This window comes from Streptomyces violaceoruber, from assembly GCF_033406955.1.
Classification (GTDB): domain Bacteria; phylum Actinomycetota; class Actinomycetes; order Streptomycetales; family Streptomycetaceae; genus Streptomyces; species Streptomyces violaceoruber.
The window spans coordinates 626511-652039 of record NZ_CP137734.1 but is presented as its reverse complement, the minus strand read 5'-3'; the positions used below and the strand labels follow the sequence as shown (position 1 = coordinate 652039).

Genomic DNA, 25529 nt, shown 5'->3' with positions numbered 1-25529 from the left:
CTCGGCTCTCCACGGCGTCGGACAGGAGCGCGTCCGGGGCGTGGCCGGCGGCGTCAGCTTCCGCCGCGATGGTCGTGGCCAGGGCGTACCAGCCGGGCTCGGCGGGGATCTGCTCGGCCAGGCTCGGCAGCGTCTCGCGCAGAAGCGCCGGCTGCCGCTGGAGCGTCGGCAGGCTCAGGCGTCGGCCGCGCCGGCAGAGTCGCCGCAGGCCTGACTGGCCCGGGGGAGACGCCGCTTACGTCCGCCGCCGCCAAATCGGGGACGGAAAACGCTCGTCGCCGTCTGCATTGCCTTCTCGATCATCGCTCACAGCAGCACCGACGTGTCCATCGCGAGAGTCTTCGACGTCGAGGGCCTGACCGGCATTCCCGGGCCTGCGAGCAACGCGCAGACGCGGGAGTCGAGCGAGGACGACGGGCGCGTCCGCTGGTCGTGAACCCGGAGTGCCCCGGTGGATGCGCGAGGCGTCGCCCCGCCCGCCGGCCCCGTCCTCATGCGGCACACCAGAGGTGTGGCCCCAGTTGGTCAGAAGAGGTCGAGCCGGGCGGATTCGGTTGCTCCCAGCATGCGGCACTCCCCGGTTTCCCCGTCGACGCGGAGGTAGCCCGTGCCGATTGCCATGTCCCGGAGGTCTCCGGTGCGGAGGTAGGCCACCGATTGGCAGTCGAAATAGTAGGCGGTGCCCACCCGCGTGCGCTCTCCCTCGACGAGCGCGAAGGTCATGCCCTCGTGGCTGACCTCCTGGTCCAGGAACTGCCTGGCCAGCCTGGTCGCCTCTGCCATGTCCAGCATCAGTCCGTCCTCAGGTGGGAGGAGTTGCGCCACGTTGAGAGATCGGCGCGACCCGACCGGCCATCCAGAAACGCCACGTCTCCCTGGTGAGCCGAGGCGGCCGTGCCCGGAGCCGCCAGGTGTGGAACGGCGCAGGGCCGCACCCATCGTCGTTCACCTTCCCACTTTCAAGGAGGGTCGCACAGAGCGTTCCGTACCACCACGAAACGTTCTGCCAGCTGCTTCCTTCCTGTACGTGGGCGGCCACCCGCCACGACAGAGGGCAAGGCGCCACCGGCCGACCGGACCCGGGACGGCGGTCACCATACCGGGTCCACATGTTTCCCCTCGGCCCCCGCACGGCGGACGCGGTGCGTCCTCCCACGGACGCCCGGGGCGTTCAGTCGTGCTCCCGTGTCGGAGCCGGGAGAACGTTCAGCTCGGACGGCGCTCCTTGCGGGGCCCGCAGCGTCGCCACCTGAGCCCGCAGCGCCCGGACCTCCTCCGTCAGCGCCTCGATGGCCGCCGTCTGCCGCCGTTCCTCCGCATCGTCCCTCTCGAAGCGGGAGATGAACCAGGCCGCGATGTTCGCGGTGACCACACCGAGCAGCGCGATCCCGGACAGCATCAGCCCGATCGCCAGCAGCCGGCCGAGGCCCGTCGTCGGCGCCATGTCGCCGTATCCGACGGTCGTCATCGTCGTGAAGGCCCACCAGAGTGCGTCCCCCAGCGTCTGGATGGACGCCCCTGGCCTGCCGCGTTCCACCTCCAGCACCGCCAGCGCCCCGAACACCAGCAGCCCGAGACACGACCCCGCGACGTACGTCGTCACCCTGACCTGTGAGGCCATCCGTGCCCGCTGCCCCGCGAGCAGCAGCATCGACACCAGCTTGAGCAGCCTGAGCGGACGCAGCAGCGGCAGCAGGACCGCCAGCAGCGCCAGCGGATGGCTCCGCACGAACCGCAGCCGGTCCTCGCTCAACCACAGACGTACGGCATAGTCGATCGCGAAGGCAGCCCACACCACCCAGTTCGCGACATGGCAGGCGAACAGCAACTGCTCCGGGGCATCGGGCATGACCACCGGCAGGGCATAGGCGACGGCGAAGAGTACGGCGAGCGCCAGCAGCGGCCCCTGGGTGCGCCGCTCCCAGAGATCAGTGGTGTTCGTGTCAGGCATGCGGGCCATGGTAGAAAGCCGGCGCCGCGACCGGGCCGCCGTACCCCTCACCGCCAAGACGGTACCCGCGCGCGGTAGTCGGATCATCTCGGGGCAGGCCGCGGCGAGCCGGGCGAGGAGGGGCGTGTCCTTGCCCCGGAGGGGGGCGGGGCATCCCTCGGACCTCGGACGGACTTGCCGTCGGCGTGGGCACGTTGAACGGGCCCGTGCTCACCCAGGCGCGGGGTGGGCACGGGCCCGTTCCTGAGGAGCCGGGCCGTGTGAGCGGTCAGACGGTGGTCTTCACCGGCTCCTGGTCGTCGTCCCCCTTGCCGGGGTTCTGGTCCGCGTCGCGGGCGCGGACGAATTCGAGGAAGGTCCGCAGTTCGCGCTTGACGACGGGGGCGAGGAGGTAGAGGCCGATGATGTTGATGACGGCGAGGGTGAAGAGGAAGGCGTCGGCCATGTCGATCAGGGTCTGCAGGGTGAGCAGTGAACCGGCGACGGCGAAGACGGTGTAGACCACCTTGTAGGTCACCTCGCTGGCGCGGCTGCGGCCGAAGAGGTAGGTCCAGGACTTGAGGCCGTAGTAGCCCCAGGTCAGCACCGTGGATACGGCGAACAGCAGCACGGCGACGGTGAGGATGTACGGGAACCAGGGCAGGACCGTCTCGAAGGCGTCGGAGGTGATCGTGACGCCGCCGATGTCCTCGCCCGCCCGGGCCTCGCCCCAGCTGGCCGGGTTGGCGATGACGATGGTCAGGGCGGTCATGGTGCAGACGACCACGGTGTCGATGAAGGGCTCGAGCAGAGCGACCAGGCCCTCGCTGGCGGGGTGCTTGGTCCTGACCGCGGAGTGGGCGATCGGGGCGGAGCCCAGACCGGCCTCGTTGGAGAAGGCGGCCCGCTTGAAACCGATGATCAGTGCGCCGAGGACGCCGCCGGCGACGCCTTCGGGGTTGAACGCGCCCTCGACGATGGAGGTGACGGCGTCGGGGACGGCGGTGATGTTGACCAGGATCACGATCAGGCACGCGACGATGTAGATGCCGGCCATGGCGGGCACGAGCCTGCTGGTGACGTTGGCGATGGAGCGGATGCCGCCGAGGAGGACGATGCCGACGAGGGCGGCGATCAGGATGCCGAAGAAGAGGGCCCCGGCGGAGGAGCCCAGTGCGCCGTCCTCGCCGCCGGTGACCGAGACCAGCTGGGCGTAGGACTGGTTGACCTGGAAGAGGTTGCCGCCGAAGAGGCCGAAGAACAGGATGAGGAAGGACGCGAGCACCGCGAGGACCTTGCCGAGGGTTTTGCCGTTCTTGCCGAAGCGTTCGGTCAGGCCCTTGGGGAGGTAGTGCATGGGGCCGCCGGAGACGGTGCCGTCGGGGTGCACTTCGCGGTACTTCACACCGAGGGTGACCTCGACGAACTTGGTGGCCATGCCGAGCAGGCCGCACAGGATCATCCAGAAGGTGGCGCCGGGGCCGCCGATGGAGACGGCGACGGCGACACCGGCGATGTTGCCGAGGCCGACGGTGCCGGAGACGGCCGCGGTCAGCGCCTGGAAGTGGTTGACCTCGCCCGTCGACCCCTCCTCGTCGTACTTGCCGCGCACCACGTCGACGGCGAGTCTGAACTTGCGGAGCTGGACGAGGCCGAACCAGCCGGTGAAGACGAGGCCGGCGACGACGAGCCAGGCGACGATGAGCGGCAGGTCGGTCCCGCCGACGGGGACGGTGTAGAAGACGACTTCTCCCAGCCACTTGGCTATGGGCTCGAAGAATCCGCTGACTGCTTCGTCGACGGACTGGGTGACGGAGTCGAGTGACACGGTGGTTACCTCGGTGACGCTGGTCGGGCGGGTGGGGATCTCGCCTGGTTGAGCGGTCTCTGGGCGAACGTCGTTGTCCGGTGAGCGGACCCGGGGTGCACGGTGCGGTGTCGGACCGTGACCAGGTCGGGCTTGAGCGGTGAACAGGTCGGCAACAGGTCGGCTCTTCGCGGTCGGTGGCCGGCCGATCCACCTGCGAAGTTGCGCTGTTGTACCACGTCTTTGCCGAACCTTTAGTGATGTATCTCACGTCACCGCTCGTGACCAGGGCATGTCCCGACAGGTGAGACCCGACCGTTATACGGACGCGGGAAGCCTGCCGTATGCACCTATGTGGACGTGGGAAGGCTGCCGTATGCACGTAGGCGGACGCGGTCGAATGCGTTCCGGTGCGACTCGCGGCGGGCGGTCTCTTGGTGCCGTACGGCGAGGCGCTGAGCGCGTTCGTAGCCCTCCGCGAACGCGTCGACCGTCCAATGGAGGGCGGCGAGGGCCGAATTCGTGGGTGAGGAGAACCGGGGCCAGATGACCGGCGCGGCGGCCAGGTGATCGCTGACCGGCAGGCGCAGCCCGTGCCCGGCGTCCGCCGCCCGTTCGCCGAGCGCGCGCCTGGAGTCGCGTTCGTCCCGGGTCGGCCGACGCCCGGTGGAGGCGGCCTCCGTCAGGAACTGCTCGTCGCCGACCAGGTAGTCGTTGGTCAACTCCCTGTCCCCACCGCCCCCGAGGCAGTCGTGTTGCTCGCGGTGCACCTCCCGTCCGCGTCGTGTCCCGCCCGGAGCTTGGCGAACGGGGTGGGCCGAATGGGCACCGCGTGCGAGTCCTGTGGCCGCTCTACGCCGCGTCCGCCGACGGCGAGGACGTGGGAGCAGGGCTCGTTGACTCGACAACGGCACTGGACGTCCGGGGCGGTGAGGTGTCCTCGGGGCCTGTCGGCAGGCCCGGCGGCTCTTCGGGGAGGCAGGTGAAGAGCCCCAGCAGAACGGCGAGCGCGGCCGCGCCCGCCAGGATGCGCCCGAGGCGACGTATTCGCCCGCGTGCATCAAGGTGGCGCCATGGGTGCTCGGCCGGTGCGTCGTCGCGGTCCCAGGCGTCGCCGACACGGCCGTTCCTCTCCGGATGCCCCGTCCGTTCCCGGGCGGACGGCTCCCGCGGTGCCGACCGGGCGATGGCTTCCTCGCTGTCGGTGAGGAATCGTGTCCACACCGACTCGGGGGTGGGGTTCGGCACTGTCGCTCACTTCCGGGGAGTCGGTGTGTCACGGCCGGCGCGGCGCGGCGCGTCCGGTGGACAGGTGTCTGCCTCGAGGCGGACGAAGGGGATCGCGCGCCCGGCCTCGCGCAGGGCCGATTCGGAGCCGTCGGCGGGCAGACCCAGGTGCGCGCACAGCCGACGGGCGGTGCGCGGGTGGCGCCGCCCGTAGTCCGTCATGATGTCGGCGCCCTCGTCCGAAGCGAGGAAACGGGCGGTGACGGCGTGGTGGCGGTTGCCGAACTGCACGACCGTCTTCGGCTGGGCACGCAGGTTGCGGTACCAGTCGGAGCGCGGACCGAAGCCGGAGGCGACCGTCCAGCAGCGGTACGGCGCCTCGTACGCCACGACTTCGAGAACCGCCCGGCGGTCGCTTCCACTGACCCGGCCCACATGGTGCAGCAGCAGAAACCGTCTGCCGAGCAGGGGCCCCAGTCCGGCCCGGAACAGAAGGATGGGCGCGCGAGCGGCCAGCCGGCGCCAGCCGGCCGGAACGCGTGGTCTGGCGGGGTCCGCTTCGTCAGGTGTCATGCTCGCCTTCCAGAGGGTGGGCGGTGTCCACTCCCCGCCTCGACGGGGCGGAAGACCCACGTACGATCACTTCGGCAGCCAAAATTTTGCACAGTCTAAATGAAGGATCCGGGTAGAAAAGACCCATGGTGGAGCGCGAGTCCCGGGAGGGGACCATGGACGACGTCGATGCCGTCACGCGGCAGGTACTGACCGCCTCCCGGCTGCTGGTGGCGGTCTCCGCCCGTTCCCTGTCCGCCGTCGAGGACCGGGTCACGCTGCCGCAGTTCCGGATGCTGGTCGTCCTCTCCACTCGGGGCGCCACCAAACTTGTCGCTCTCGCCGACCTCCTCCACGTCGCCCCCTCGACGGCCATGCGCATGGTGGACCGGCTCATCGCCGCAGGGCTGGCGGACCGCCAGGTCAATCCCGACAACCGGCGGGAGACACTGCTGCGGCTCACGGCGGAGGGGCGCCGCACGGTCGAGGACGTCACGGCCCGGCGGCGTACGGAGATCGCCGCCATCGTCGAGCGTCTCCTCCCGGAGAAGCGGCGCGTGCTGATCGACGCCCTGGCCGCCTTCAACGAGGCGGGCGCGGAGCCTCCCGCCCCGGACGCCGACACCGAGCCGTCCCCTCTCGGCTGGGAATGACGACACCGTACTCTGGTTTGCACAATGCAATGAAATGAAGGAACGGGTCCCATGCCCGTTGCGGGTGCGAGGGGGCCCACGTATGAGCAGAGGGCGCCGGGGCCCGTCCACGGGCGGGCCTCACGCGGCGGCTCACGTGCGTGCAATGGTCTGGGGCCCGGCGGAGTTCACGGGCCTGCCGCCCCGGTGGTTGATCGGCGAGGGCCTCTTCGCCGGAGTCCTCGGATCAGGGCTGATCGTGGGCGCCGGGGTCTTCGGCGCCTGGACCGGCGAGTCCGCTTTCGCCGCGGGCGAGGTGGGTCTGGCGTGCGCGCTGGGCCTCGTCCTCCACCTGCTCCTGGTACGCGCCGGCCGGGCCATGGTGGGGATCGTCGCCGTCCTGGCCGTGGGCCTCGCGCTGCACACGCCTCAGGCCGCCGTCGGCGTGGTCCTCACGGCCCGGGGGCAGGAACGGTCCGTGGTCGTGACGTCCGTCCGGGCGAGTGAGGAGGCGTCAGGGGCCAGGGGGCGCTACTTCTGCTCGGTGGAAGGCCGTGACGGAGCGCCCTCCACGGCCCGGATCTGGCGGGGGTGCACCCGGTCCGTCCGACCGGGGGACTCGCTCGCTCTGGTCTACGACCCGAAAGGCCTGGTCCCTCCGCGCGGCGTCGAGGGCGCCACGAGCATCGTGGACGCGCTGAGGAGTCTGGCCGGCTGGGTCGTCGGCCTGGTCGTCGCCTGCGTCACCGCGGTGGTGCGGTCCTTCCGTCTGCTCGACCGCCCGGTCGCCTCCGGCTCCGCTCATCCCGGTGGCCGGGGTGCGACTCATCAGGGGCGTCCGTGAACGGGCGGCGGCGCCGGGCGACGAGTTCCTCGAAGGGCCACTCTGCGAGCCCCGCTCCGATGTGGGGCGTCCGGGCCACGCCACTGGTCAAGCGTCTCTGTGCTGACCGGCTCGCTCCGGGGTACCTGGCCCCCGATCACTGACGACCTCGACGAGCGGGCAGGTGAACGGATGGAGCGGCACGTGCAGCCGGCGGACTGGATCGAGGTGGTGGGCTGGTTCAGTCTCGCCGTGGCCTTCGCCAGTGCGCTCGTCATCCTGGTCGACATCGTTCTCGGCGGCCACCGCCAGAAGATGTGGATCATGAATCTGGTGTATCCAGTCACCGCCCTGTACTGGGGGCCGGTCGCCCTGTGGTTCTACTTCACGCGCGGCCGGCGCACCTCGAAGCCGGTGGTCGAGAAGGAGGGCATGCCCGACTCCGACAAGCTGCCCCGGTGGGACGTGCAGTCGAAGGCCATCAGCCACTGCGGCGCCGGCTGCACTCTCGGGGACATCGGTGCCGAGTGGCTCGTGTACGCGGCCTCACTCACGCTCGCCGGCACGGCCCTTTACGCCGACTTCGCTCTGGATTTCGCCTTCGCCTGGGTCCTGGGCATCCTCTTCCAGTACTTCACCATCGTACCGATGCGCAACATCGGCCGGCTCAAGGGCGTCTGGGCGGCCGTGAAGGCCGACACCCTGTCCATCGTGGCCTTCCAGATCGGCCTCTTCCTCGGCATGTGGCTCTACCAGGAGGTCATCTTCTCGCCCGGCCTGCCGAAGACCAGTGCCGCCTACTGGATGATGATGCAACTCTCCATGATTCTCGGCTTCTTCACGGCCTGGCCGGTCAATGCCTGGCTGGTGCGGATCGGCTGGAAGGAGAAGATGTAACCCCGGGGAGCGCGCCTGGGCAGCAGCACGGTGCTGAAGGCAGGGCGGAGCAGCCCGAGTCGGTCGCACTTCGATGGTTGGCGGCGGTAGACCCGGGATGTTCCGGCTGCGGCCTGTTCGTTGCCGGACTCCGGCAACGAACTATGCCTGATTGTGCTGCACTTCGCCCATGGACCTCTGATGCGGGAGTTCGGGAGCATCAGGTGATCAGGTGCGAGAGGGGTCGAGGGAGCGCTCCCACTCGCACCGTCACCACCGCTGACAGGGGGAGTGCTTGATGCTCGGACACAGACAGGCCAACGGTCGGTTCGTGTCTCGTGGTCGCACGCGGCGCACCACGGGTGAGTCCCGCATGGGAAGTGGCCTCTGGGCGTGTCCCGAGCCTCCAGGGATGGAGCAGGGCAGGTCCGCTCCCATCGTCGTTCACACGCCAACCATTCCGGAAGGCGGCCGCGCCATCTCCGTGCAGGGCAGGGCGGTTGGCGTGGCACACGATGCCCAGGACGTCATTCTGCTGGTGCGCCGGCACGGTGTGGAGCTGGAGCGCGAGGATCTGGACCGCAGTCCCCTCGTCGAGTGGCGGGGAGGCGACTCTGCGGCTTGGAAACTGTCCGACGCCTCGCCCTGAGTTCGGCTTCGGGGCCGAGGCGGAGGCCGGCCCGTCCATGATGAGGACACCGTCTGCCTGTGACGTCGAGCTACGCCAGTGGGTGCGGGTTAGGCCGACTTTCCGCCTCCCCGCCGGACAGTTCGACGGCGCCGCGGAACATGCGGGTCGGCAGGCTGCGCAGGCCGTCGGGGAGTTCGGCGATGACGGGGCCGGCGACGGCGTGGTCGACCGAAGGCCTCAGGTCGTCGTCGGTCTTCACCGGCGGGTAGTACGAGGACGGCACGTTCGCACCGGGACTCCCCGCTACGACAGCGGGCCGGGAACGGGCCGACCGGACGGATGCGACCGCGCCACCGTCCGGACGAGTGCCGGGGCTCGTCCCGGGCAGTCGGGACGGCGGGGCAACTCGGACCGCGCCCCGGAGGGAGAGGGGTGTCCCGTGTTCGAGGAGTTCGCCACCAGGACGGTGCGCACCGGTGAGGCGTCCGTCTTCGTCCGGTACGGGGGCGAGGGCCCGCCTCTCCTGTTGTTGCACGGCCATCCGCGGACGTCGGCGACCTGGCACCGGGTCGCGCCCGTTCTGGTCCGGCGCGGCTTCACGGTCGTCTGCCCCGACCTGCGTGGTTACGGACGTTCGCGTGGCCCGGAGCCCGCCGCCGACCACGCCCCGCACTCCAAGCGTGCCGTCGCCGGGGACATGGCCGGAGTCATGCAGGCGCTCGGGCACCGTCGCTTCGGGCTCGTCGGGCACGACCGCGGGGCCGCCGTGGCGCTCCGGCTGGTGCTGGACCACCCCTCCGCGGTGACCCGGGTGGCGTTCCTGGACGGCCTGCCTCTGAGCGAGCACCTGACCCGTGCGGACGCCCGCTTCGCCACCGCCTGGTGGCACTGGTTCTTCTTCGCCCAGCCGGAGATCCCCGAACGCGTCATCAACGCCGATCCCGACGCGTGGTACCGCGGCGACCCGGAAGCCATGGGGCAGGAGAACCACGACGAGTGGCGGGCCGCCACCCGACGTCCGGACGTCGTCCGCGCGATGCTGGAGGACTACCGAGCCGGGCTCACCGTGGACCGCCGGCACGAGGAGGCGGACCGCGCCCGGGGCGCACGGATCGACTGCCCCGTCCTGGTCCTGTGGTCCCTGCGGGACGACCTGGAGGACCTGTACGGCGACCCGCGCGCCATCTGGCGCGACTGGGCCGACGACGTCCGGGGCCACGGCATCGACGCGGGCCATCACGTGGCCGAGGAAGCCCCGGGCCCGCTCTCCGCCGCCCTGGGCGACTTCTTCACCGACTGACCTTCCTGCCGCGCCGGACCGGGAGTACGACACGGGCCGACCGGTACGACCACCTTCGCTGACACAGTCGTATCCGGCAGGCCCGAGAGCGGGATGTCCGAGTAGCTGCCGGCCCTCACCCGGGCCCGGCACAATCACCCGTATGACGATCGCCACGGGCGCGCCGCCCACGCGCAACACCCCCGCTGCCGTCGCCTCGGGGTTCCTCATGGGCGGTGTGATCGGGGCGTCGCCGGCCGCTCTCGTCGTCGGCGCGGTCATCGAGAACGCCCCGCTGTTCGTCCTGGGGATCGTGCTGCCCGCGGTCTACGGCCTCCTCTTCTTCCTCGCCGGCGCACCGCGTCGGGCCCGGGAGGCGGCGGTCGCTCCCCGCACCGCGCTCGCGCTGGTCGAAAGCCGGGAAGCGGTCGGGGGCGAGGCGACGAGCGACGTGGCGGTGCGGTTCGAGCTGACGGTCGCGCCGGACGACGTACCGGTGTACCGCGCAGCGTTCACGCAGCACGTCAACGTCGTCGACCTGGCCGACTACCGGCCGGGCGGCGTCGTGGTGGCCCAGTACCCGCCGGACCGGCCGTGGCGGGTGAGGATCGTGAAGCGGCCGACTCCGGAGTGGGAGGAGCGGGCTGCCGGGGCCCGCGTCGACTCCGCGCCCGGCCCCGCCCTGGTGAGCGAGACCCCCGAGGGCAGTGCCGTCGGCATCGTCAGGCTGCTCGCCCTGCTGCTCGCCCTGCTGCTCGCCGCGGGCGGCGTGGTTCTGCTGTTCCGCGCCGACCTGTTCGACCAGAACGCCTCCGCACCGCCGCCCTCCGTCGCCGGGCCGCCCGTCTCCTCCTCGTCGTCGACCACGGTGGTGTCGTCGGCGTCCGGCACGGTCACCCTCGGCCCGAACCAGTCGTTCCTCGACCAGGGTGAACTACGCGGGGCGGTCACCTCGCTTCTCAAGGGAGCGGACACGCGCGCGGTGCTCACCGTCGTCGTGCGGGAACGCCTGCTGTCGATCGTGTACGCGCCCACCGGCGCGCAGGCTTCGACGTTCGACCCGGACTCCCTGCCCTACGACCGTTTCCCCGCACTGGTGAGGGAGGCGAGGACCAGCCTGGGGGCCGGTTCCCCGCAGACGTGGCAGATCACCGTCGAGCGACTCACCGGCTCCCTCACCGTCAGGGTCGGTGTGACGGGAGCCGAAGGAGGTGCCTCGCTGGAGGCGGACGCGCGGGGCAAGGTGGTGCGGCGCACTCCGGCGCACTGACGGGCGCCGCGTCGGCAGCATCGAGAAGGAAGACGAGGGAAGGCACGTGGGCCTGCAGGGATACCTGGCGCTGTGGTGCGGGGCGTTCGGCTCCTTCGCGCTGATCGGCTACGTCCGGTCGCTGGCCGGGGTGACACGGGCGCAGCGGGCGGTGAGGGTCATGGGGCGGATCGAGCGGGTGCGCGAGCCCAGGCACGGAAGCTCGCAGCACGACGGGATACCCGTGGTCGTCTCCTTCCAGGACCCGTCCAGCGGGGAGGAGTTCACCGTGACGAACGACGGTGAGCACGGGGAAAGGATCACGGCGGCCTGGACGTCCCGGGAGATCGGTGTCCGTTATCCGCGCGGGAGACCGCATGCCTACCAATTCGCCGGTGACCTGTGGGCGGGGCGACGCGGGCTCGGGTGGCCGAACTTCGCGCTCTTCCTGATCTACGTCGGGCTGGTCGTCTTCGCGGCTGTCGACTGGGCCTGGCCGTGGGCGCTGATCGGCTTCGGTGGGCCCTGGACCGGGTCCGTCGCGTGGTACCTGCCGCAGAGCGAACGCGCGGTGAGCCGCCGTCTGGACGGGCTGGCCTCCCGGCCCCCGGTTCAGGGCCGGGTCATCGCCGTGCTCACGGACACCAGTACGGACGAGGACGGTCACACCAGTACCGGTCACACGCCGGTCATCACCTTCACCACCCACGAGGGCACCGCCGTCACCGCCTATTGCACCGACGGGCTGCCTGACCCCGCGAAGTCCCACGGCCGCACCGTCACGGTCCACTACACGCCCGACGACCCCGCCGTTTTCACCACCGACCTCGCGGCAGACCACCGATCCCGTTCACTCGACACTGCCTTCGGTGTCGCGGCGCTGCTCATCGGAGTGGCCGCGGTCGTCGTGGGAGCGGTGCTGCTGTGACGCCCGACGAGCGCCGTGCACGGAGGTGACGTCCCCGCGCGGACGCACCTCCCCGTCCGGTGCGGTGTGCGGTGCCCCCGCGGCCACCACTCCGACCTCGGGGCGGGTCGCGGCGAACAGGGACGGCCGGGCCGCGCCTTCGGGGGAGCCCGCCACGGCCCTCGATCTCAAGGAGCACCGACGGGTCAGCGTGCCTTGCCGCGCTGCTCCGCGCCGTGCCGTCGCGCGGTGGGTTGGTGCCGTCCGGGGACGCCGGTGACATCGGGAGCGAACAGACGCCGTGGACAGCCCGGTTCCGCAGCCCGGCGGACATCCGCACGGCCTGGATCGTGTGGCCCTGGCACGGGCCATGTCGACGGAGTGACGTTATACGGGCGGTGCTCGGGTACTCGCCTCTTCGTGCCCAGGGGCTCCGGCCGGACGCCGGTCCCTGGCGGCAACGATCGCGACAGAGAGGGAAGTTCTCAGATGAGCACGGTCAAGGAAGCGGTGGACGTCGAGGTTCCCGTGCACACCGCCTACAACCAGTGGACCCAGTTCGAGGAGTTCCCGCATTTCATGGAGGGGGTCGAGGAGGTCAGGCAGCTCGACGAGCGGCACAACCACTGGACCACCCAGGTCAGCGGTGTGAAGCGCGAGTTCGACACCGAGATCGTCGACCAGCTCCCCGACGAGCGCATCACCTGGCGTACCACCACGGGTGACACCAACCAGAAGGGCACGGTCCGCTTTCAGCGCCTGGACGACACGCACACCCGGGTCGAACTCGTCATGGACGTCGATCCCACCGGCGTCGCGGAGAAGACCGGCGACATGCTGGGAGTCATCGACCGGCGGGTGAAGGGCGACATGCAGCGCTTCAAGGAGTACATCGAGAAGCGCGGCGGCGAGTCCGGAGCCTGGCGCGGGCGCATCAGGCCGGGTGAGTGACCTCGCCACCGCCCCGCGCCCCGGCTCCGCACCGGCCGAGCGGCCACCGCGTCCGCGCGCAGGAGCCGCACGAACCGGTGACGGGGCCACCCCATGGCGAGGTGGCTCCGCACGGACCCGTACGGGAGGCGCCGGAGGAGGCGGTCCGGGGGCGACACCGCCCCCGGACCGCCTCCTCCCGTCATCTCACCGCCGGCAGGCTAGGGCAGGGTCCATTTCTGGTTGGGTCCGGTGTGGCAGGTCCACAGGTGGACGGGGGTGCCGTCGTTCCAGGTGCCGCCGGACGCGTCGAGGCATTTGCCGGACTGGGGGTTGCGGACGGTGCCGTCGGGCTGGGGGTTCCATTTCTGGGCGCCGCTGCCGTTGCAGGTCCACAGCTGGATCCTGGTGCCGTCGGCGGTGCCGCCGCCGGAGACGTCCAGGCACTTGTTCAGTGCTGTGAAGGAGCCGTCGTCGGTGAGGGTCCAGTTCTGGGCGCCGGTGCCGTTGCAGGTCCAGATCTGGATCCCGGTGCCGTCGGCGGTCTGCGCGCCGTCGACGTCCAGGCACTTGCCTCCCACCCCCTTCACCTCACCGGAGCGCTGCCCCGGCGTACCGCCGCCCGACTGCTTGACCCGGACGTCGCGGAACGACACCTCGTCACCGTCACCGTGATTCTGGATGCCGATGTGACCCTGTCGGAGGCTGCGCGCAGGGTCCGTGTTGGTGAAGTCGTTGATCTTGCGGCCGTTGAGGAACAGCTCCAGCCGCTCCCCGGTGACCCGCACCTCGTACGTGTTCCACTCGCCCGGCGGGTTGAGCGCCGCGTCGCGCGCGGCGACGTCGGCCGACTGGAAGCCGTAGACGGAGCCGGTGGTGCGGTCGGGGGTGTCGGTGGCGTCGATCTGGATCTCGTAGCCGTTGTCGACCGCCGACCAGGGGTCGTCGGAGGCCGGGAAGCCCACGGAGACCCCCGAGTTGTCGTCCCCGCTCGCCCGCCAGTCCAGCTTCAGTGAGTAGTCGCCGGTGAACTCCTCGGCCTGGTACCAGTACATGCCGAGGCCGCCGTGGGACGTGAGCGTGCCGTCGGCGAGAGTGAAACCGCCGGGGCCCGCCTGCTTCCAGCCGCTGGTGCCGGTGCCGTCGAAGAGGGAACGGTAGCCCGTCTCCGGGCGGCAGTCGGCATCCGTCATGCCCGCCGCCCACCGGATGCCGCCGAGCAGGTGCCGGCGGAAGGCGGGGTCGGTGTAGGACTCGTCGGTGTGACCGCCACCGGTGTAGAAGGCACGGCCGCCCTCGTAGTCCTTGCACCAGGCGATCGGGTGGTCGCCGTTCATGTTCCCGCCCGAGTAACTGGACTCGTCGAGCGAGGCCAGCACGTGCGCGGTGGAGCGGGGGTTGGCGCGGTAGTTGTACCACTCGTCGGTGCGCTGCCAGGTGTCGCCGAGGTGGGCGGTGGCGTCGTGCGCCCGGTCCTCGACCCGGACCGTGGCCTGTTGGACGGCCGGATGGGAGTGGAACAGCGCTCCGGCCAGCCCCTCGTAGAAGGGCCAGTCGTACTCGGTGTCGGCGGCGGCGTGGATGCCGACGTATCCGCCACCGTCCTCGATGTACTGCTCCATGGCACTCTGCTGGGCGTCGTTCAGTACGTCGCCCGTGGTGGACAGGAACACGACCGCCTCGTACGGGGCGAGGTTGGCGCTGGTGAACTTCTGGGCGTCCTCCGTCGCATCGACGGTGAAGTTGTTCGCGGTGCCGAGGTCACGCAGGGCCGTGATGCCGTCGTCGATGGAGGAGTGGCGGAATCCCGCCGTCTTGGAGAAGACGAGGACCTCGTAGGCCGGGTCGGCCACCGCCGCGTCGAGCGGCTGGACCGGTGGGGCGGCCGCCCAGGACTGTGGTGCCACGCAGAGCAGGGCGCCTGCGAGCAGGCCGAACGCAGCTCTTGGCTTCTTGCGCATGGGTGTCGCCTCCTTCGGTTACGGCAGGGTCCACTTCTGGTTGGGTCCGGTGTGGCAGGTCCACAGGTGGACGGGGGTGCCGTCGTTCCAGGTGCCGCCGGACGCGTCGAGGCATTTGCCGGACTGGGGGTTGCGGACGGTGCCGTCGGGCTGGGGGTTCCATTTCTGGGCGCCGCTGCCGTTGCAGGTCCACAGCTGGATCCTGGTGCCGTCGGCGGTGCCGCCGCCGGAGACGTCCAGGCACTTGTTCAGTGCTGTGAAGGAGCCGTCGTCGGCGAGGGTCCAGTTCTGGGCGCCGGTGCCGTTGCAGGTCCAGATCTGGATCCCGGTGCCGTCGGCGGTCTGCGCGCCGTCGACGTCCAGGCACTTGCCTCCCACCCCCTTCACCTCACCGGAGCGTTGCCCCGGCGTACCGCTGTCGGTGGTGGTGAAGGAGAACTCGTCCACGTCGAAGAGCGCCCCTGAGCCGCCCTTGAACACCAGGTACAGGGCGGTGGAGCCGCCCGGCTGGTTGCCGAGGGAGGTGGTGACGTCCTGGAACGTCTCCCAGCCACCGGTCACCGGCACGGTCGCGGTGCCCAGCAGGGTGCCGGCCGGTGAGCCCGCCCGTACCTCGATGGTGCCGCCGCTGCCGGCCGAGGAGACCCGAGCGGTGAAGGCGGTCGCGTTGTCCAGCGCGTACGGCTCGACGGAGATCCAGTCGCCGTTCTCGATGTTGCCGACCGTCCTGCCGCCGTGCGCGGGGGAGTGGGAGATGACCTGGACCCCGGAGGAGTCGCCGTAGTGCTCGCCCTGCCGGTGGGAGGGCTGGGTGATGTGCTGGTCGTGGGTGGTGAGAGCCGGCTGGCCGTTCGCGCCCCGGTCGGTGTACTCGGCGTCGATCACGCCGAAGATGTTGGCGTTCGGGTCGTGTTCGCCGTCGGCCAGTGTCTGCAGGGTGCCGGAGCACCCGGTGGCCGAAGTCTGCGGGTGACCGTGGCTGTCGTGGCCGACGATGAAGGTGACCTCGACCTTGGAGCAGTCGACGCTGCCGTCCTCCGGGTCGCTCACCGTCACCTTGAAGGGGATCGCGTCGCCGAAGTCGTGAATCCGCCCGTCGGCCGGCAGGTCCAGTCTGACCTGGGGCGCCGTGTTGCCGACCGTGACGAGTACGGAGGCCGAGCCGGACTTGCCGGTGGAGTCGGTCACCGTGAGCGTCGCCGTGTACTGGCCGTTGGCGTTGTAGGTGTGCGACGGGTCGGCCTGGCGGGAGGTGCTTCCGTCGCCGAAGTCCCAGGAGTGGCCGAGCGCGTCGCCGTCCGCGTCCGAGCTGCCCGCGGAGGAGAACGACACCGTCAGCGGCGCCTGGCCCGAGGTCACGCTCGCCGCTGCCTGGGCGACCGGGGCGCGGCCGCCGGTGACGTGTTCGATGCGGTACAGGGCGGAGTTCTGGTCGCCGTTGAAGTAGCCGGTGCCGTAGTCCAGCACGTACAGCGCGCCGTCCGGGCCGAAGGCCATGTCCATCACCTGGGTGCCGCTCCAGGGGAAGGCGTTGATGGACTGCACGGTCCCGTCGCCACCGGTCTCGATCCGCTTGATCCAGCGGCGTCCGAACTCACCGGCGAAGAAGTCGCCGTCGAATTCCTGCGGGAACTTCACCGCGGACGCGGACGCGGCGTCGTAGCGGTAGACCGGGCCGCCCATCGGCGACTCGGAGCCGCTGCCGAACTCCGGTACGGACCCGCCGTCGTAGGGGATCCAGGCCGGCTGGGCGGGCGGGAGATCGGACAGGCCGGTGTTGCGGGGCGAGGCGTTCTTCGGTGCCGAGCAGTTGAACTTCGCGCCCGAGGTGCCGGCGGCGAAGTCGTAGTCCGTGTAGGCGTCGTTGGCGCCCGTGCAGTACGGCCAGCCGAAGTTGCCCGCTTTGGTGATGCGGTTGAACTCGACCTGACCGGCTGGGCCGCGCGAGGCGCCCGCGGTACCGGCGTCCGGGCCGTAGTCCCCGAGGTAGACGATGCCGGTGGCCTTGTCCACGCTCATCCGGAACGGGTTGCGAAAGCCCATCGCGTAGATCTCCGGGCGGGTCCTGGCCGTGCCCGGGGCGAAGAGGTTGCCGGCCGGTACGGAGTACGAGCCGTCCGCGTTGACCTTGATGCGCAGTACCTTGCCGCGCAGGTCGTTGGTGTTCCCCGCCGAACGCTGGGCGTCGTAGGCGGGGTTGCGGGAGGCACGCTCGTCGATCGGGGTGTAGCCGTCGGAGGCGAACGGGTTGGAGTCGTCGCCGGTCGACAGGTACAGGTTGCCGGCCGCGTCGAAGTCGATGTCGCCGCCGACATGGCAGCAGATGCCGCGCGAGGCGGGCACGTCGAGGATCTTCTTCTCGCTGCCGAGGTCCAGGGTGCCGTCGGCCTTCAGCACGAACCGGGAGAGCCGGTTGACGCCGTCGAACGGGGTGAAGTCCGAAGCCTGCCCGTCGGAAGGCGCGTCACCCGCGGGTGTGCCGAGCTTGGGGGCGTAGTAGAGGTAGACGTACCGGTTGGACGAGAAGCCGGGGTCCGCCGCGACGCCCTGGAGACCCTCCTCGTCGTGGCTGTAGACGTCCAGTTTCCCCGCGACCGTGGTGGTGCCCGCCGCGTCGGTGATCCTGAGAGTGCCGTCCCTGGAGGTGTGCAGCACCGAACGGTCGGGCAGCACCGCCAGGGTCATCGGCTCACCGGTCTCCGCCACCCCTTTGGCGAGGGTGACCTGCTGGAAGTCCTCGGGTGCCGCGGCCGCCGCGAGCGGAGCGCCGGCCGGCTCCGCGGCACCCGCCGGCGTCGCCGGCAGGAAGCAGCCGACGGCACACACCGCGGCCAGCGTCAGGGAGCGGATCCGTCGTGGTCTCGACGGACGGGGTCTTAACGGTGTCGTGCGCACAGGTGTCTCCCAGGAGTGGGGGTGTGGGCAGGCCGAGTCGTCCTGCGGGGGAGTACAGGCGCGCGCCGTCGCGCCGTGAAGTCACCGGTCATCGCGAACGTGACCGGTACACCTCAAGGAAGTTAGCGGCCTTCGTCGACGGACGTAACCCCTTCCGTGCGAGGACCCTCGCCTTTTTCCTTGCCGCGGACAAAGTGTCCATCGTTGGGCGTAGTCATCTCGGGCACCACCACCGGATCCAGGGCCCGGGTCGCGCGTCGGGCGAACCGCCACAGGTGTCCGGCGGGCGCTGTCCGTGACCTGCGTCTCGACCGTGCCGCCCGAGTGGCGCCGACGTGCACAACGGCTGTTACCGTAAGCGCCGGAGCGGTGATCGGCCCGCTCCCGGAGATCCAAGGAGGTGTGTTGATGACTGTCGTGGAGACCATCGCCGTGTGCGGTGCCCAGATCATCCTCACCTCCCGGGCTTCGTCCTGACCTGCGCCTGCCTACCTCCCTCGTAGGAGTTCTCCGGCAAGCCCCGTCCGACGGGCCCCTGTTCAAGGGTCTCCACCTTGTTTCACCAACCCACTTCCCATGCATCCGATCTCTCTCTTCGCGAGCGCGTCCCGACGCCCGCCGACTACGGCCGGGACACCGAACGTGAGCGCTCCTTCACCCCGTCGCGGGCCGACGGACTGATTCCCGGCCGCGTCGTGCGGGCCGAGCGCGGCCGGTGCGACGTCGTCACCGAGACCGGGTTCGTCCGCGCGACGGCCACCCCCTCGTCCGGCACCGGTGACCGCTTGGCGCCGTGCACCGGTGACTGGGTGGCCGTCCGGCCGGCCGGTACGACCACCGACGCCACGCTCGTGGCGGCGGTGCTGGAACGCCGGACCGCCGTGGTGCGCTCCACCTCCTCGCGCACCTCCCGGGCGCAGGTACTGGCCGCGAACGTCGACACGGTGGCGGTGGCCGTCTCCCTCGCCGATCCGCTCGGGCACGGACGCATCGAGCGGATGTTCTCCCTGGCCTGGGACAGCGGTGCCGCACCTGTGGTGGTGCTCACCAAGGCCGACCGGTGCCCCGATCCCGCCTCCGCGGCGGCCGAGGTGGCCGAGGTGGCCCCGGGTGTCGCGGTGCTGGTCACCGGCGCCGCCACCGGCGAGGGCCTGGATGTCCTCACCGCGGTCCTGTCGGGCACGGTCGTCCTGCTCGGGCCCTCGGGCGCGGGCAAGTCCTCCGTCGGCAACCGCCTGCTCGGCGGGGACCTCCTGGCCACCGGCGCGGTACGCGACAGCGACGGCAAGGGCCGGCACACCACCGCCTGGCGGGAGCTGCTGCCGCTGCCCCATGGCGGGGTCCTGCCGGACACCCCGGCCTGCGCGGCGTCGGCCTGCACGACGCCGATGACGGCCTGGACAGGACCTTCGCCGAGATCACCGGTCTGGCGGGGCAGTGCCGCTTCGCGGACTGCGCCCACAGCACCGAACCGGGCTGCGCCGTCCTGGCCGCCGTCGAGGACGGCCGCCTCACCCGGCGGCGCCTGGACAGCTACCACCGGCTGCAGCGTGAGAACACCCATGCGGCCGCACGCGGCGACGCCCGTCTGCGGGCCGAGCTGGAACGGCCGATGAAGCAGATCGCGCGCCAGGTGCGCGCCCTCAAGCAGTCCCCCGGCTTCAAGGCATGACGAACAGGAATCCCCTCATGGACCTTCCACGCATCTTCACCATCCGCGAGAGCGGCCACCGCATCCACAACCCGCTCACCCCCGACAAGTTCGCCACGCTCGGCGCGTCACTCCGCCTCCCCGCCGGGACCCGGGTGCTCGACCTGGCCAGTGGCTCGGGCGAGATGCTGTGCACCTGGGCACGTGACCTGGGCTTCACGGGCACGGGGGTGGACATCGGCTCGCTCTTCACCGAGCAGGCCCGGGCCCGCGCCGCCGAACTCGGCGTCGCCGACCGGGTCGACTTCATCCACGGCGACGCCGCCGGACATGTCGCGGACCGGCCCGTCGATCTGGCCGCTTGCGTCGGTGCCACCTGGATCGGCGACGGCGTCGCCGGAACGATCGAACTCCTCGAGCGCAGCCTGCGCCCCGGCGGCCTGATGCTGATCGGCGAGCCCTTCTGGAGGCAGACGCCTCCGGACGAGGTGACCGTCCAGGGGTGCCACGCCACCTCCACCGCCGACTTCCTGGTACTCCACGGCCTCATCGAGCACTTCCAGGACCTCGGATACGACGTGGTGGAGATGATGCTGGCCGATCAGGACAGCTGGGACCGCTACGCCGCCGCCCAGTGGCTCAGCATGCGCCGCTGGCTCGACGAGAACCCGGACGACGAAATGGCCCCCCAGGTACGGGAGGAACTAAGCCTCGAGCCCGCCCGTTACGCCCGCTACGGCCGTGAGTACCTCGGCTGGGGGGTCTTCGCCCTCATGAAGCGCTGACCCGCACGGGACACGTCCTGGCGTGATCCGTCGCAGGAGGGACGCCGGCCCTGAGAGGGAGTGAGGAAAGACCCGGTCAGGGCCGGTTTCCCGGTTCACCGTCCCCCTGCGGACGCCCAGAGTCCCGAGCGCCGACTACGGTGCACACGTAGTGACGGGCCGACACGTCATCGGGCCGGGGCCGTCGTCGCGACGGCCCGCGGGCGACGTCGGGCGCGGAGCGCGGCCGCGAGGACCGCCACGACGACACCGCCGAACGCCCAGGCGCCGAGGATCCAGAGCGCGCCGGTGATGGCGTGGCCGTCGAAGTAGACGGTGTTGCGCACCACGGTCGTACCGGCCCCCGGGGGCAGCGCCTGGCCGATCGCGGCCCAGAACGGCGGCAGCAGCGAGGCCGGGTACACCCCGCCCGAGCTGGGGTTGCCCAGCACCGTGAAGATCAGGATGGTGAGTCCGAGGCCGATGGTGCCCGCGACTGACTGGAGGGCGACGCCCACCGCGCCGGAGGCGAACACCACGAGGGTGCCGATCCCGACCAGCTCCCAGAACGCGCCGGGCAGGCAGTCCAGCACCAGGCCGACGACGACTGCCCCGCCGATCCCCGATACGAAGGCGTACGGGATCATCGCCGCCAGCCGGACGAAGGTGCGGTGCAGGGTGGGCCGTTTGGAACCGGCTGCCATGTTCAGGGCGGAGGCGGCGAGGTAGCCGCCGATGGTCCAGCTCAGGACGAGGTAGAAGGAGGAGAGCCCGCGCGAGTCGCCCGCCGACGGGGGGCGCAGGTCCCGCACCTGGATCTCCCGGTCCTGTGTCCGGGCGACGTCCTGGAGCACCGCGGTGGCCGCGGTCGTGGCCGACGGGCCGCCCGCCGAGGCGACGAGCAGCGTGTCGAGGCGTGCGTCCGGGGCCACGAGAAGGGCCGCGTCGGTACGCCGGTCCAGCAGCCGCGCCCGTGCCTCCGCGGCATCCGCGACGGCGGTCACCCGCAGGGGGTCGCCGGGCAGGGCGTCGAGCCGCGCCGCCAGGTCTCCACGCATCTCGGGGGGTGCCACCAGCGTGATGGGCACGTCGTGCGGCCTGGGGGCGTGGAAGGCGCCCATGTACGAGAGCGCGAAGCCCAGTTGAAGGAGCAGCACGCCGAGCATGATGAGCGCCGCCCGCAAAGTGATGGCATCGCGCAGCTCCTCCCGAGCACCGCCCTCGACCGCCGCCGGCCCACCCGTCGCACCCGTCACCCGACCTCCACTTCGATCGTGTCCGCTCCTCCGTACGGCGCATCCTCGCCCGCCCACGGCACGCACCACGGCGAAGACACACGCCTCGTGCCCCGTTCGGACGTGTGACGGAGTGCTCCACCTGGCGCTGTTCCCCACCGGTCGCGCGGAGCGTCAGCCCTCGCTGCCGAAGATGTGGTCGTACGGCCGTTGCGTCGGGAGCCCGCTCCCGCGACGCCGCTCCCGCGTCATCGGCGAGCCGCTCCGGCTCGGGACTTGATCGCGAGGATGACGTCGCTCTTGGCGTCGGAGTAGTCGTTCATGTCGTTCCACGGCTGCTCGAACAGGGCTCGTTTGACATTCTCGTACAGGGCGCGATCGTCCGCGTCCGCGCGCAGGTGGTCACGGAAGAGGAGGTACTCGTGCACCGCCGCGGCCCCTCTCTCGTAGACGTGCACATGCACGTCGCGACCGGGTGTGCGCACGAGTCGATGTCCTGGCTCGCGAACCCGCAGTTCGTACCCGGCCGCCAACAGTGCGTCGAGGTAGTCCTCCTCCGCCGTGATGTCGGCCACCGCGACGACGATGTCCACGATCGGCTTGGCGGCCAGACCCGGAACCGAAGTGGAGCCGATGTGCTCGACATCGACGTCGGCCCCCAACGCGTCGAGGATCCGACGCCGGTGACGCAGGTAGGTCTCCGCCCACCGGGCGTCGTAGTCGCTGAGCCCGATCTCGAGCGCTTCCGGCCCACCGATGATCTCGACCGTAGTGACGTCCGGCCGACGTCGCCCACTGCTGTTCGTCATCAATACGTCCCTCACGTCTCGCGCCGGTTCACGGTCTCTGCTCTCCATCATCGGTCCGGCCGTCCGTCGGCGGCAGCCCGGGCAGTCCGGACATCCCGCGCGACGGAAGCCGCGGAGTCCGGGTGCGGTTCCTGCCCGCAGGAGGTGACGAGGTACGCTGCGAAGCGCCTCGTGGGGGAAGTCCGGTCGAAGTCCGGCGCTGACCCGCAACGGTAGGCGGAGCCCCGCAAGGGGTCCCGTAAGCCCGATTACCCGCGGTGGTGAAGCCCCTGTCAATCGCCGTGGACTGCGAGAGGTGCTGTGCAGGGCGCCCAGCGTCCGGGCCTGCTCCTTCGATCACGCAGGCGCACGGCCCGAGGCGAAAGCGAAACGCCTGTGGCCACGCTCCGCGACCGGATACCCGCCGCCCCACCGGACCGTACGGGGAACAGCGGGCCCCCACCGGCCAGGCGCGCCTCACTTCCCCTGCTTGTGGCAGGGCTGTGCGTCGCGCTTCCCGTCTCGCTGGCCTGCGGGGCGTGCATCGGCGCGTCGGGGCTCTCCTGGAGCGAGGCCCTGCACCACCTCTGGGCGGGCCTGACCGGAGGGACCATAGACGCGGACGACGTCGCCGCCTACACGATCGTCTGGGAACTCCGGTTCCCCCGAGCCGTGCTCGCGGCCGTCGTCGGCGCCGGTCTGGCGTCCGTCGGCGTCGCCGTTCAGGCCATGGTCCGCAACGCGCTGGCGGACCCGTTCGTCCTCGGCATCTCCTCCGGTGCCGCCGTCGGGGCCAACGCCGTACTCATCTTCGGGGCCTTCGGCGCACTCGGTCTCTGGGCGCTGTCCACGGCGGCGTTCCTCTCCGCGCTCGCGGCCATGGTGCTGGTGTACGCGGTCGCCCGGACCCCGCGGGGCCTGACCCCGCTCCGGCTGCTGCTGACCGGTACCGCGATGTACTACGGCTTCTCGGCCGTCACCACCTTCATGGTGTTCGCCGCCGAGCACGGCGAAGCGGCGCGGTCCGCCATGATGTGGCTGCTGGGCAGCCTGGGCGGGGCGAACTGGTCCTCCGTACCGATCGCCGCGGGCGCGGTCCTCGGCGGCCTCCTCCATCTCGGCTGGTCGGCCCGGCGCCTGAACGCCCTCGCGATGGGCGACGAGACCGCCGCCGCGCTGGGTGTGGACCCCGGGCGGCTGCGCAAGGAACTGTTCCTCACCGCCTCGGCCGTCACGGGTGCGGTGGTCGCGGTCAGCGGGGCGATCGGCTTCGTCGGCCTGATGGTCCCGCACGCGGCCCGGATGCTGGTCGGCGCGGACCACCGCCGGCTGCTGGCCGTGGCGCCCCTGGGCGGAGCCGTCCTGCTGGTCTGGGTCGACATCCTGTCCCGCGTGGTGCTCGCCCCCGCCGAACTGCCGCTGGGCGTCCTGACGGCGGCGATCGGCGTGCCCTGCTTCGTCCTGCTGATGCGCCGCCGTACCTACACCTTCGGAGGCGTGTGATGCGGGTCGAGGTCGACGGACTCACGGTGGAGATGTCCGGCGCGCGGGTGCTCGACGACGTGTCGCTGCACGCGGACAGCGGCGGGTTCGTCGGGCTCGTCGGGCCCAACGGGAGCGGCAAGTCGACCCTGTTGCGCTGTGTGTACCGGGCGCTGCGCCCCACGGCCGGAGTCGTCCGGCTCGGCGGTGACGAGCTGCCGTCCCTGAGCCCGCGGGAGAGCGCACGCCGGCTCGCCGCCCTGCCGCAGGAAGCGGCGGCGGAGTTCGACTTCACGGTGGCCGAGGTCGTGGCCATGGGCAGACTGCCGCACCAGGGGGCGGCCGCCCGGACCTCCGACGAGGACCGGCACGTCTGCGCCGCCGCCCTGGAAGGAGTCGGGGCGGACCATCTGACCGGCCGCGGCTTCCTCACCCTCTCCGGCGGGGAGAGGCAACGGGTCCTGATCGCCCGCGCACTCGCCCAGCAGCCGCGGATCCTCGTCCTGGACGAGCCCACCAACCACCTGGACATCGCCCAGCAGTTGGAGGTCCTGTCCCTGGTGCGGGCCAGTGGGCCGACCGTGCTCGCCGCCCTGCACGACCTCAACCTCGCCGCGCTCCACTGCGATCGCCTGCACGTCGTCGACGCCGGACGGATCGTCGCCTCCGGCGCCCCGCACGACGTGCTCACGGCCGAGCTGCTGGCCGACGTCTTCAAAGTCCGGGCGCACCGCGTCGCCCATCCGGAGACCGGCGCGATCCAACTGCTCTTCGACCGCTTGCCGGTTCGGTAGCGCGCCCGGCCCGTTCGCACCGCCCCGTCCACTCGGCCCCGCCCGCCCTCGAAGGAGTCCCCCAGCATGCCCCACCGCGCACGCCCCGCCGCCCTGGCCCTGGCCCTCGCCCCCGTACTCGCCTTCGCCGTCTCCGGCTGCGGGGCGGACGTCTCGCCGGAGGCGGGGGAGGGGGCGGGCGCCCGGGCGTCGTCCGGCGGCCACTACCCGGTGACGGTCGAGAACTGCGGCGAGAAGCTGACGTTCGAGAAGGCTCCGCGGCGGGTGGTCACCAACGACGTGGGAATCACCGAGATCATGTTCGCCCTCGGCCTCGAGGACCACATGGCCGGATACGTCATGCCCGACGACAAGGGCGACCTCACGAAGGTGCCGTGGAAGGACGGCTACCGGAAGACCACCTGGCTGTCGAAGGAGCGCATCAACAAGGAACTGGTCCTGGACGCCCGTGCCGACCTGGTCTTCGCGGGCTGGAACTACGGCTTCAGCGAGGGAGACGGATTCACGCCTCAGGCGCTGCGCCGCGTGGGCATCGACTCGTACCTGCTCAGTGAGTCGTGCCGCAACGGGCAGGGCAAGGCCCGCGGCGTGATGCCCCCTCTCGACGCGCTGTACACGGACCTGCGCAACCTGGGGAAGGTCTTCGACGTCGAGGACCGGGCCGAGACCCTCGTCGCCCGGTTCCGCGACCAGGTCGCCCAGGCGCAGGCGAAGGCACCCAAGGGCGCCGACCGGCCCCGCGTGTTCCTCTACGACAGCGGCGAGGACAAGCCGCTCACCTCCGGGGCCTACGCCGGGCCCCACGACATCATCACCAAGGCCGGCGGCGACCACGTCATGAAGGACCTGAAGGACAGCTGGACCACCGTGGGCTGGGAGACGGTCGTCGCCCGTGACCCCGAGGTCATCGTGATCAACGACTACGGGGACACCACCGCCGAGCAGAAGCGCCGCTTCCTGACGTCCTACAAGCCGCTCGCCAACGTCTCCGCCGTCAAGAACGACCGGATCTTCACCCTCGACTACGTCGACCTCGTCGAGAGCCCGCGCAACCCCGCCGCCATCGGCTCGCTGGCGGCCTACCTGGGCGGCCTCGGCTCCTGAGCGCCGGCCGGT

At 71.0% G+C, this 25529-nt stretch carries 23 protein-coding genes and 1 pseudogene; 14 read left to right on the top strand and 10 right to left on the bottom strand.

Going from position 1 to position 25529, the window contains the following annotated elements; translation table 11 throughout:
- Positions 1 to 40 precede the first annotated feature (40 nt).
- A complete protein-coding gene (locus tag R2E43_RS38960; RefSeq protein WP_189284443.1) occupies positions 41 to 214 on the top strand; it encodes a hypothetical protein in 174 nt (57 codons plus the stop codon).
- 311 nt (positions 215 to 525) lie between these two features.
- Here the strand turns inward: R2E43_RS38960 and R2E43_RS03155 are convergent, their stop codons facing one another.
- The 5 genes from R2E43_RS03155 to R2E43_RS03135 form a co-directional block, all read right to left on the bottom strand.
- A complete protein-coding gene (locus tag R2E43_RS03155) occupies positions 526 to 792 on the bottom strand; it encodes a YrhB domain-containing protein (protein ID WP_003971950.1) in 267 nt (88 codons plus the stop codon).
- Positions 793 to 1171: 379 nt separating this feature from the next.
- Positions 1172 to 1960 (bottom strand): potassium channel family protein, encoded by a 789-nt coding sequence (locus R2E43_RS03150; protein ID WP_161270384.1) that lies wholly within the window; start codon positions 1958 to 1960, stop codon positions 1172 to 1174.
- A 259-nt stretch (positions 1961 to 2219) separates the two neighbouring features.
- On the bottom strand, positions 2220 to 3758 hold the full coding sequence (locus R2E43_RS03145; RefSeq protein WP_030871896.1) for an alanine/glycine:cation symporter family protein: 1539 nt from the start codon (positions 3756 to 3758) through the stop codon (positions 2220 to 2222).
- Between the two features lie 329 nt (positions 3759 to 4087).
- Positions 4088 to 4459 (bottom strand): hypothetical protein, encoded by a 372-nt coding sequence (locus R2E43_RS03140; protein ID WP_246551162.1) that lies wholly within the window; start codon positions 4457 to 4459, stop codon positions 4088 to 4090.
- A 532-nt stretch (positions 4460 to 4991) separates the two neighbouring features.
- Positions 4992 to 5537, bottom strand: coding sequence for a nitroreductase family deazaflavin-dependent oxidoreductase (locus R2E43_RS03135; RefSeq protein WP_030871901.1), 546 nt, complete (start codon positions 5535 to 5537; stop codon positions 4992 to 4994).
- A gap of 125 nt (positions 5538 to 5662) precedes the next feature.
- On the opposite strand from R2E43_RS03135, the gene R2E43_RS03130 reads away from it, so the two are divergent.
- The 4 genes from R2E43_RS03130 (at position 5663) to R2E43_RS03115 (ending at position 8496) form a co-directional block, all read left to right on the top strand.
- Positions 5663 to 6169: a MarR family winged helix-turn-helix transcriptional regulator gene (locus tag R2E43_RS03130; protein WP_003971943.1), complete on the top strand. Its 507-nt coding sequence runs from the start codon at positions 5663 to 5665 to the stop codon at positions 6167 to 6169.
- 145 nt (positions 6170 to 6314) lie between these two features.
- The gene (locus R2E43_RS03125; RefSeq protein ID WP_231909028.1) at positions 6315 to 6992 is read left to right on the top strand and encodes a hypothetical protein; all 678 of its coding nucleotides are present in this window, start codon (positions 6315 to 6317) and stop codon (positions 6990 to 6992) included.
- 171 nt (positions 6993 to 7163) lie between these two features.
- Positions 7164 to 7868 (top strand): DUF4396 domain-containing protein, encoded by a 705-nt coding sequence (locus tag R2E43_RS03120; RefSeq protein ID WP_161270385.1) that lies wholly within the window; start codon positions 7164 to 7166, stop codon positions 7866 to 7868.
- Positions 7869 to 8352: 484 nt separating this feature from the next.
- On the top strand, positions 8353 to 8496 hold the full coding sequence (locus R2E43_RS03115) for a hypothetical protein (RefSeq protein ID WP_016327988.1): 144 nt from the start codon (positions 8353 to 8355) through the stop codon (positions 8494 to 8496).
- A 70-nt stretch (positions 8497 to 8566) separates the two neighbouring features.
- Here the strand turns inward: R2E43_RS03115 and R2E43_RS03110 are convergent, their stop codons facing one another.
- A complete protein-coding gene (locus tag R2E43_RS03110; RefSeq protein WP_173943994.1) occupies positions 8567 to 8737 on the bottom strand; it encodes a hypothetical protein in 171 nt (56 codons plus the stop codon).
- A gap of 180 nt (positions 8738 to 8917) precedes the next feature.
- Here R2E43_RS03110 and R2E43_RS03105 point away from each other — a divergent pair, with 180 nt between their 5' ends.
- From R2E43_RS03105 to R2E43_RS03090, 4 genes are all read left to right on the top strand, one after another.
- Positions 8918 to 9778: an alpha/beta fold hydrolase gene (locus tag R2E43_RS03105; protein ID WP_003971940.1), complete on the top strand. Its 861-nt coding sequence runs from the start codon at positions 8918 to 8920 to the stop codon at positions 9776 to 9778.
- Between the two features lie 142 nt (positions 9779 to 9920).
- Positions 9921 to 11027: a hypothetical protein gene (locus R2E43_RS03100; RefSeq protein WP_332055880.1), complete on the top strand. Its 1107-nt coding sequence runs from the start codon at positions 9921 to 9923 to the stop codon at positions 11025 to 11027.
- A gap of 46 nt (positions 11028 to 11073) precedes the next feature.
- Positions 11074 to 11934 carry a DUF3592 domain-containing protein gene (locus R2E43_RS03095; RefSeq protein WP_003971938.1) on the top strand — a complete coding sequence of 287 codons (861 nt, stop codon included), beginning with the start codon at positions 11074 to 11076 and terminating at the stop codon, positions 11932 to 11934.
- Between the two features lie 468 nt (positions 11935 to 12402).
- Positions 12403 to 12864, top strand: coding sequence for an SRPBCC family protein (locus R2E43_RS03090; protein ID WP_003971936.1), 462 nt, complete (start codon positions 12403 to 12405; stop codon positions 12862 to 12864).
- A gap of 200 nt (positions 12865 to 13064) precedes the next feature.
- On the opposite strand, the gene R2E43_RS03085 is transcribed toward R2E43_RS03090, so the two are convergent.
- Positions 13065 to 14804 (bottom strand): lectin, encoded by a 1740-nt coding sequence (locus R2E43_RS03085; RefSeq protein ID WP_332055879.1) that lies wholly within the window; start codon positions 14802 to 14804, stop codon positions 13065 to 13067.
- An 18-nt stretch (positions 14805 to 14822) separates the two neighbouring features.
- Positions 14823 to 17639 (bottom strand): PQQ-dependent sugar dehydrogenase, encoded by a 2817-nt coding sequence (locus tag R2E43_RS03080; RefSeq protein WP_332057102.1) that lies wholly within the window; start codon positions 17637 to 17639, stop codon positions 14823 to 14825.
- A gap of 737 nt (positions 17640 to 18376) precedes the next feature.
- Here R2E43_RS03080 and rsgA point away from each other — a divergent pair.
- Together rsgA and R2E43_RS03070 are read left to right on the top strand one after the other, a co-directional pair.
- Positions 18377 to 19371: pseudogene (gene rsgA / locus R2E43_RS03075) on the top strand (ribosome small subunit-dependent GTPase A).
- Positions 19372 to 19388: 17 nt separating this feature from the next.
- A complete protein-coding gene (locus R2E43_RS03070) occupies positions 19389 to 20135 on the top strand; it encodes an SAM-dependent methyltransferase (protein WP_319119736.1) in 747 nt (248 codons plus the stop codon).
- Between the two features lie 167 nt (positions 20136 to 20302).
- Here R2E43_RS03070 and R2E43_RS03065 read toward each other — a convergent pair whose 3' ends face one another.
- Entirely contained in the window at positions 20303 to 21370 is a 1068-nt protein-coding gene (locus tag R2E43_RS03065; protein WP_332055878.1) for a DUF3533 domain-containing protein, read from the bottom strand.
- 227 nt (positions 21371 to 21597) lie between these two features.
- Positions 21598 to 22158, bottom strand: a complete 561-nt coding sequence (locus tag R2E43_RS03060; RefSeq protein ID WP_016327990.1) for a GrpB family protein — start codon at positions 22156 to 22158, stop codon at positions 21598 to 21600.
- Between the two features lie 375 nt (positions 22159 to 22533).
- On the opposite strand from R2E43_RS03060, the gene R2E43_RS03055 reads away from it, so the two are divergent.
- The 3 genes from R2E43_RS03055 (at position 22534) to R2E43_RS03045 (ending at position 25517) form a co-directional block, all read left to right on the top strand.
- The gene (locus tag R2E43_RS03055) at positions 22534 to 23640 is read left to right on the top strand and encodes a FecCD family ABC transporter permease (RefSeq protein WP_332055877.1); all 1107 of its coding nucleotides are present in this window, start codon (positions 22534 to 22536) and stop codon (positions 23638 to 23640) included.
- Positions 23640 to 24413 carry an ABC transporter ATP-binding protein gene (locus tag R2E43_RS03050; protein WP_016327992.1) on the top strand — a complete coding sequence of 258 codons (774 nt, stop codon included), beginning with the start codon at positions 23640 to 23642 and terminating at the stop codon, positions 24411 to 24413. The genes R2E43_RS03055 and R2E43_RS03050 overlap by 1 nt, the downstream gene beginning before the upstream one ends.
- A 66-nt stretch (positions 24414 to 24479) precedes the next feature.
- Positions 24480 to 25517 carry an ABC transporter substrate-binding protein gene (locus R2E43_RS03045; RefSeq protein WP_193487056.1) on the top strand — a complete coding sequence of 346 codons (1038 nt, stop codon included), beginning with the start codon at positions 24480 to 24482 and terminating at the stop codon, positions 25515 to 25517.
- The last annotated feature ends 12 nt before the right edge of the window (positions 25518 to 25529 follow it).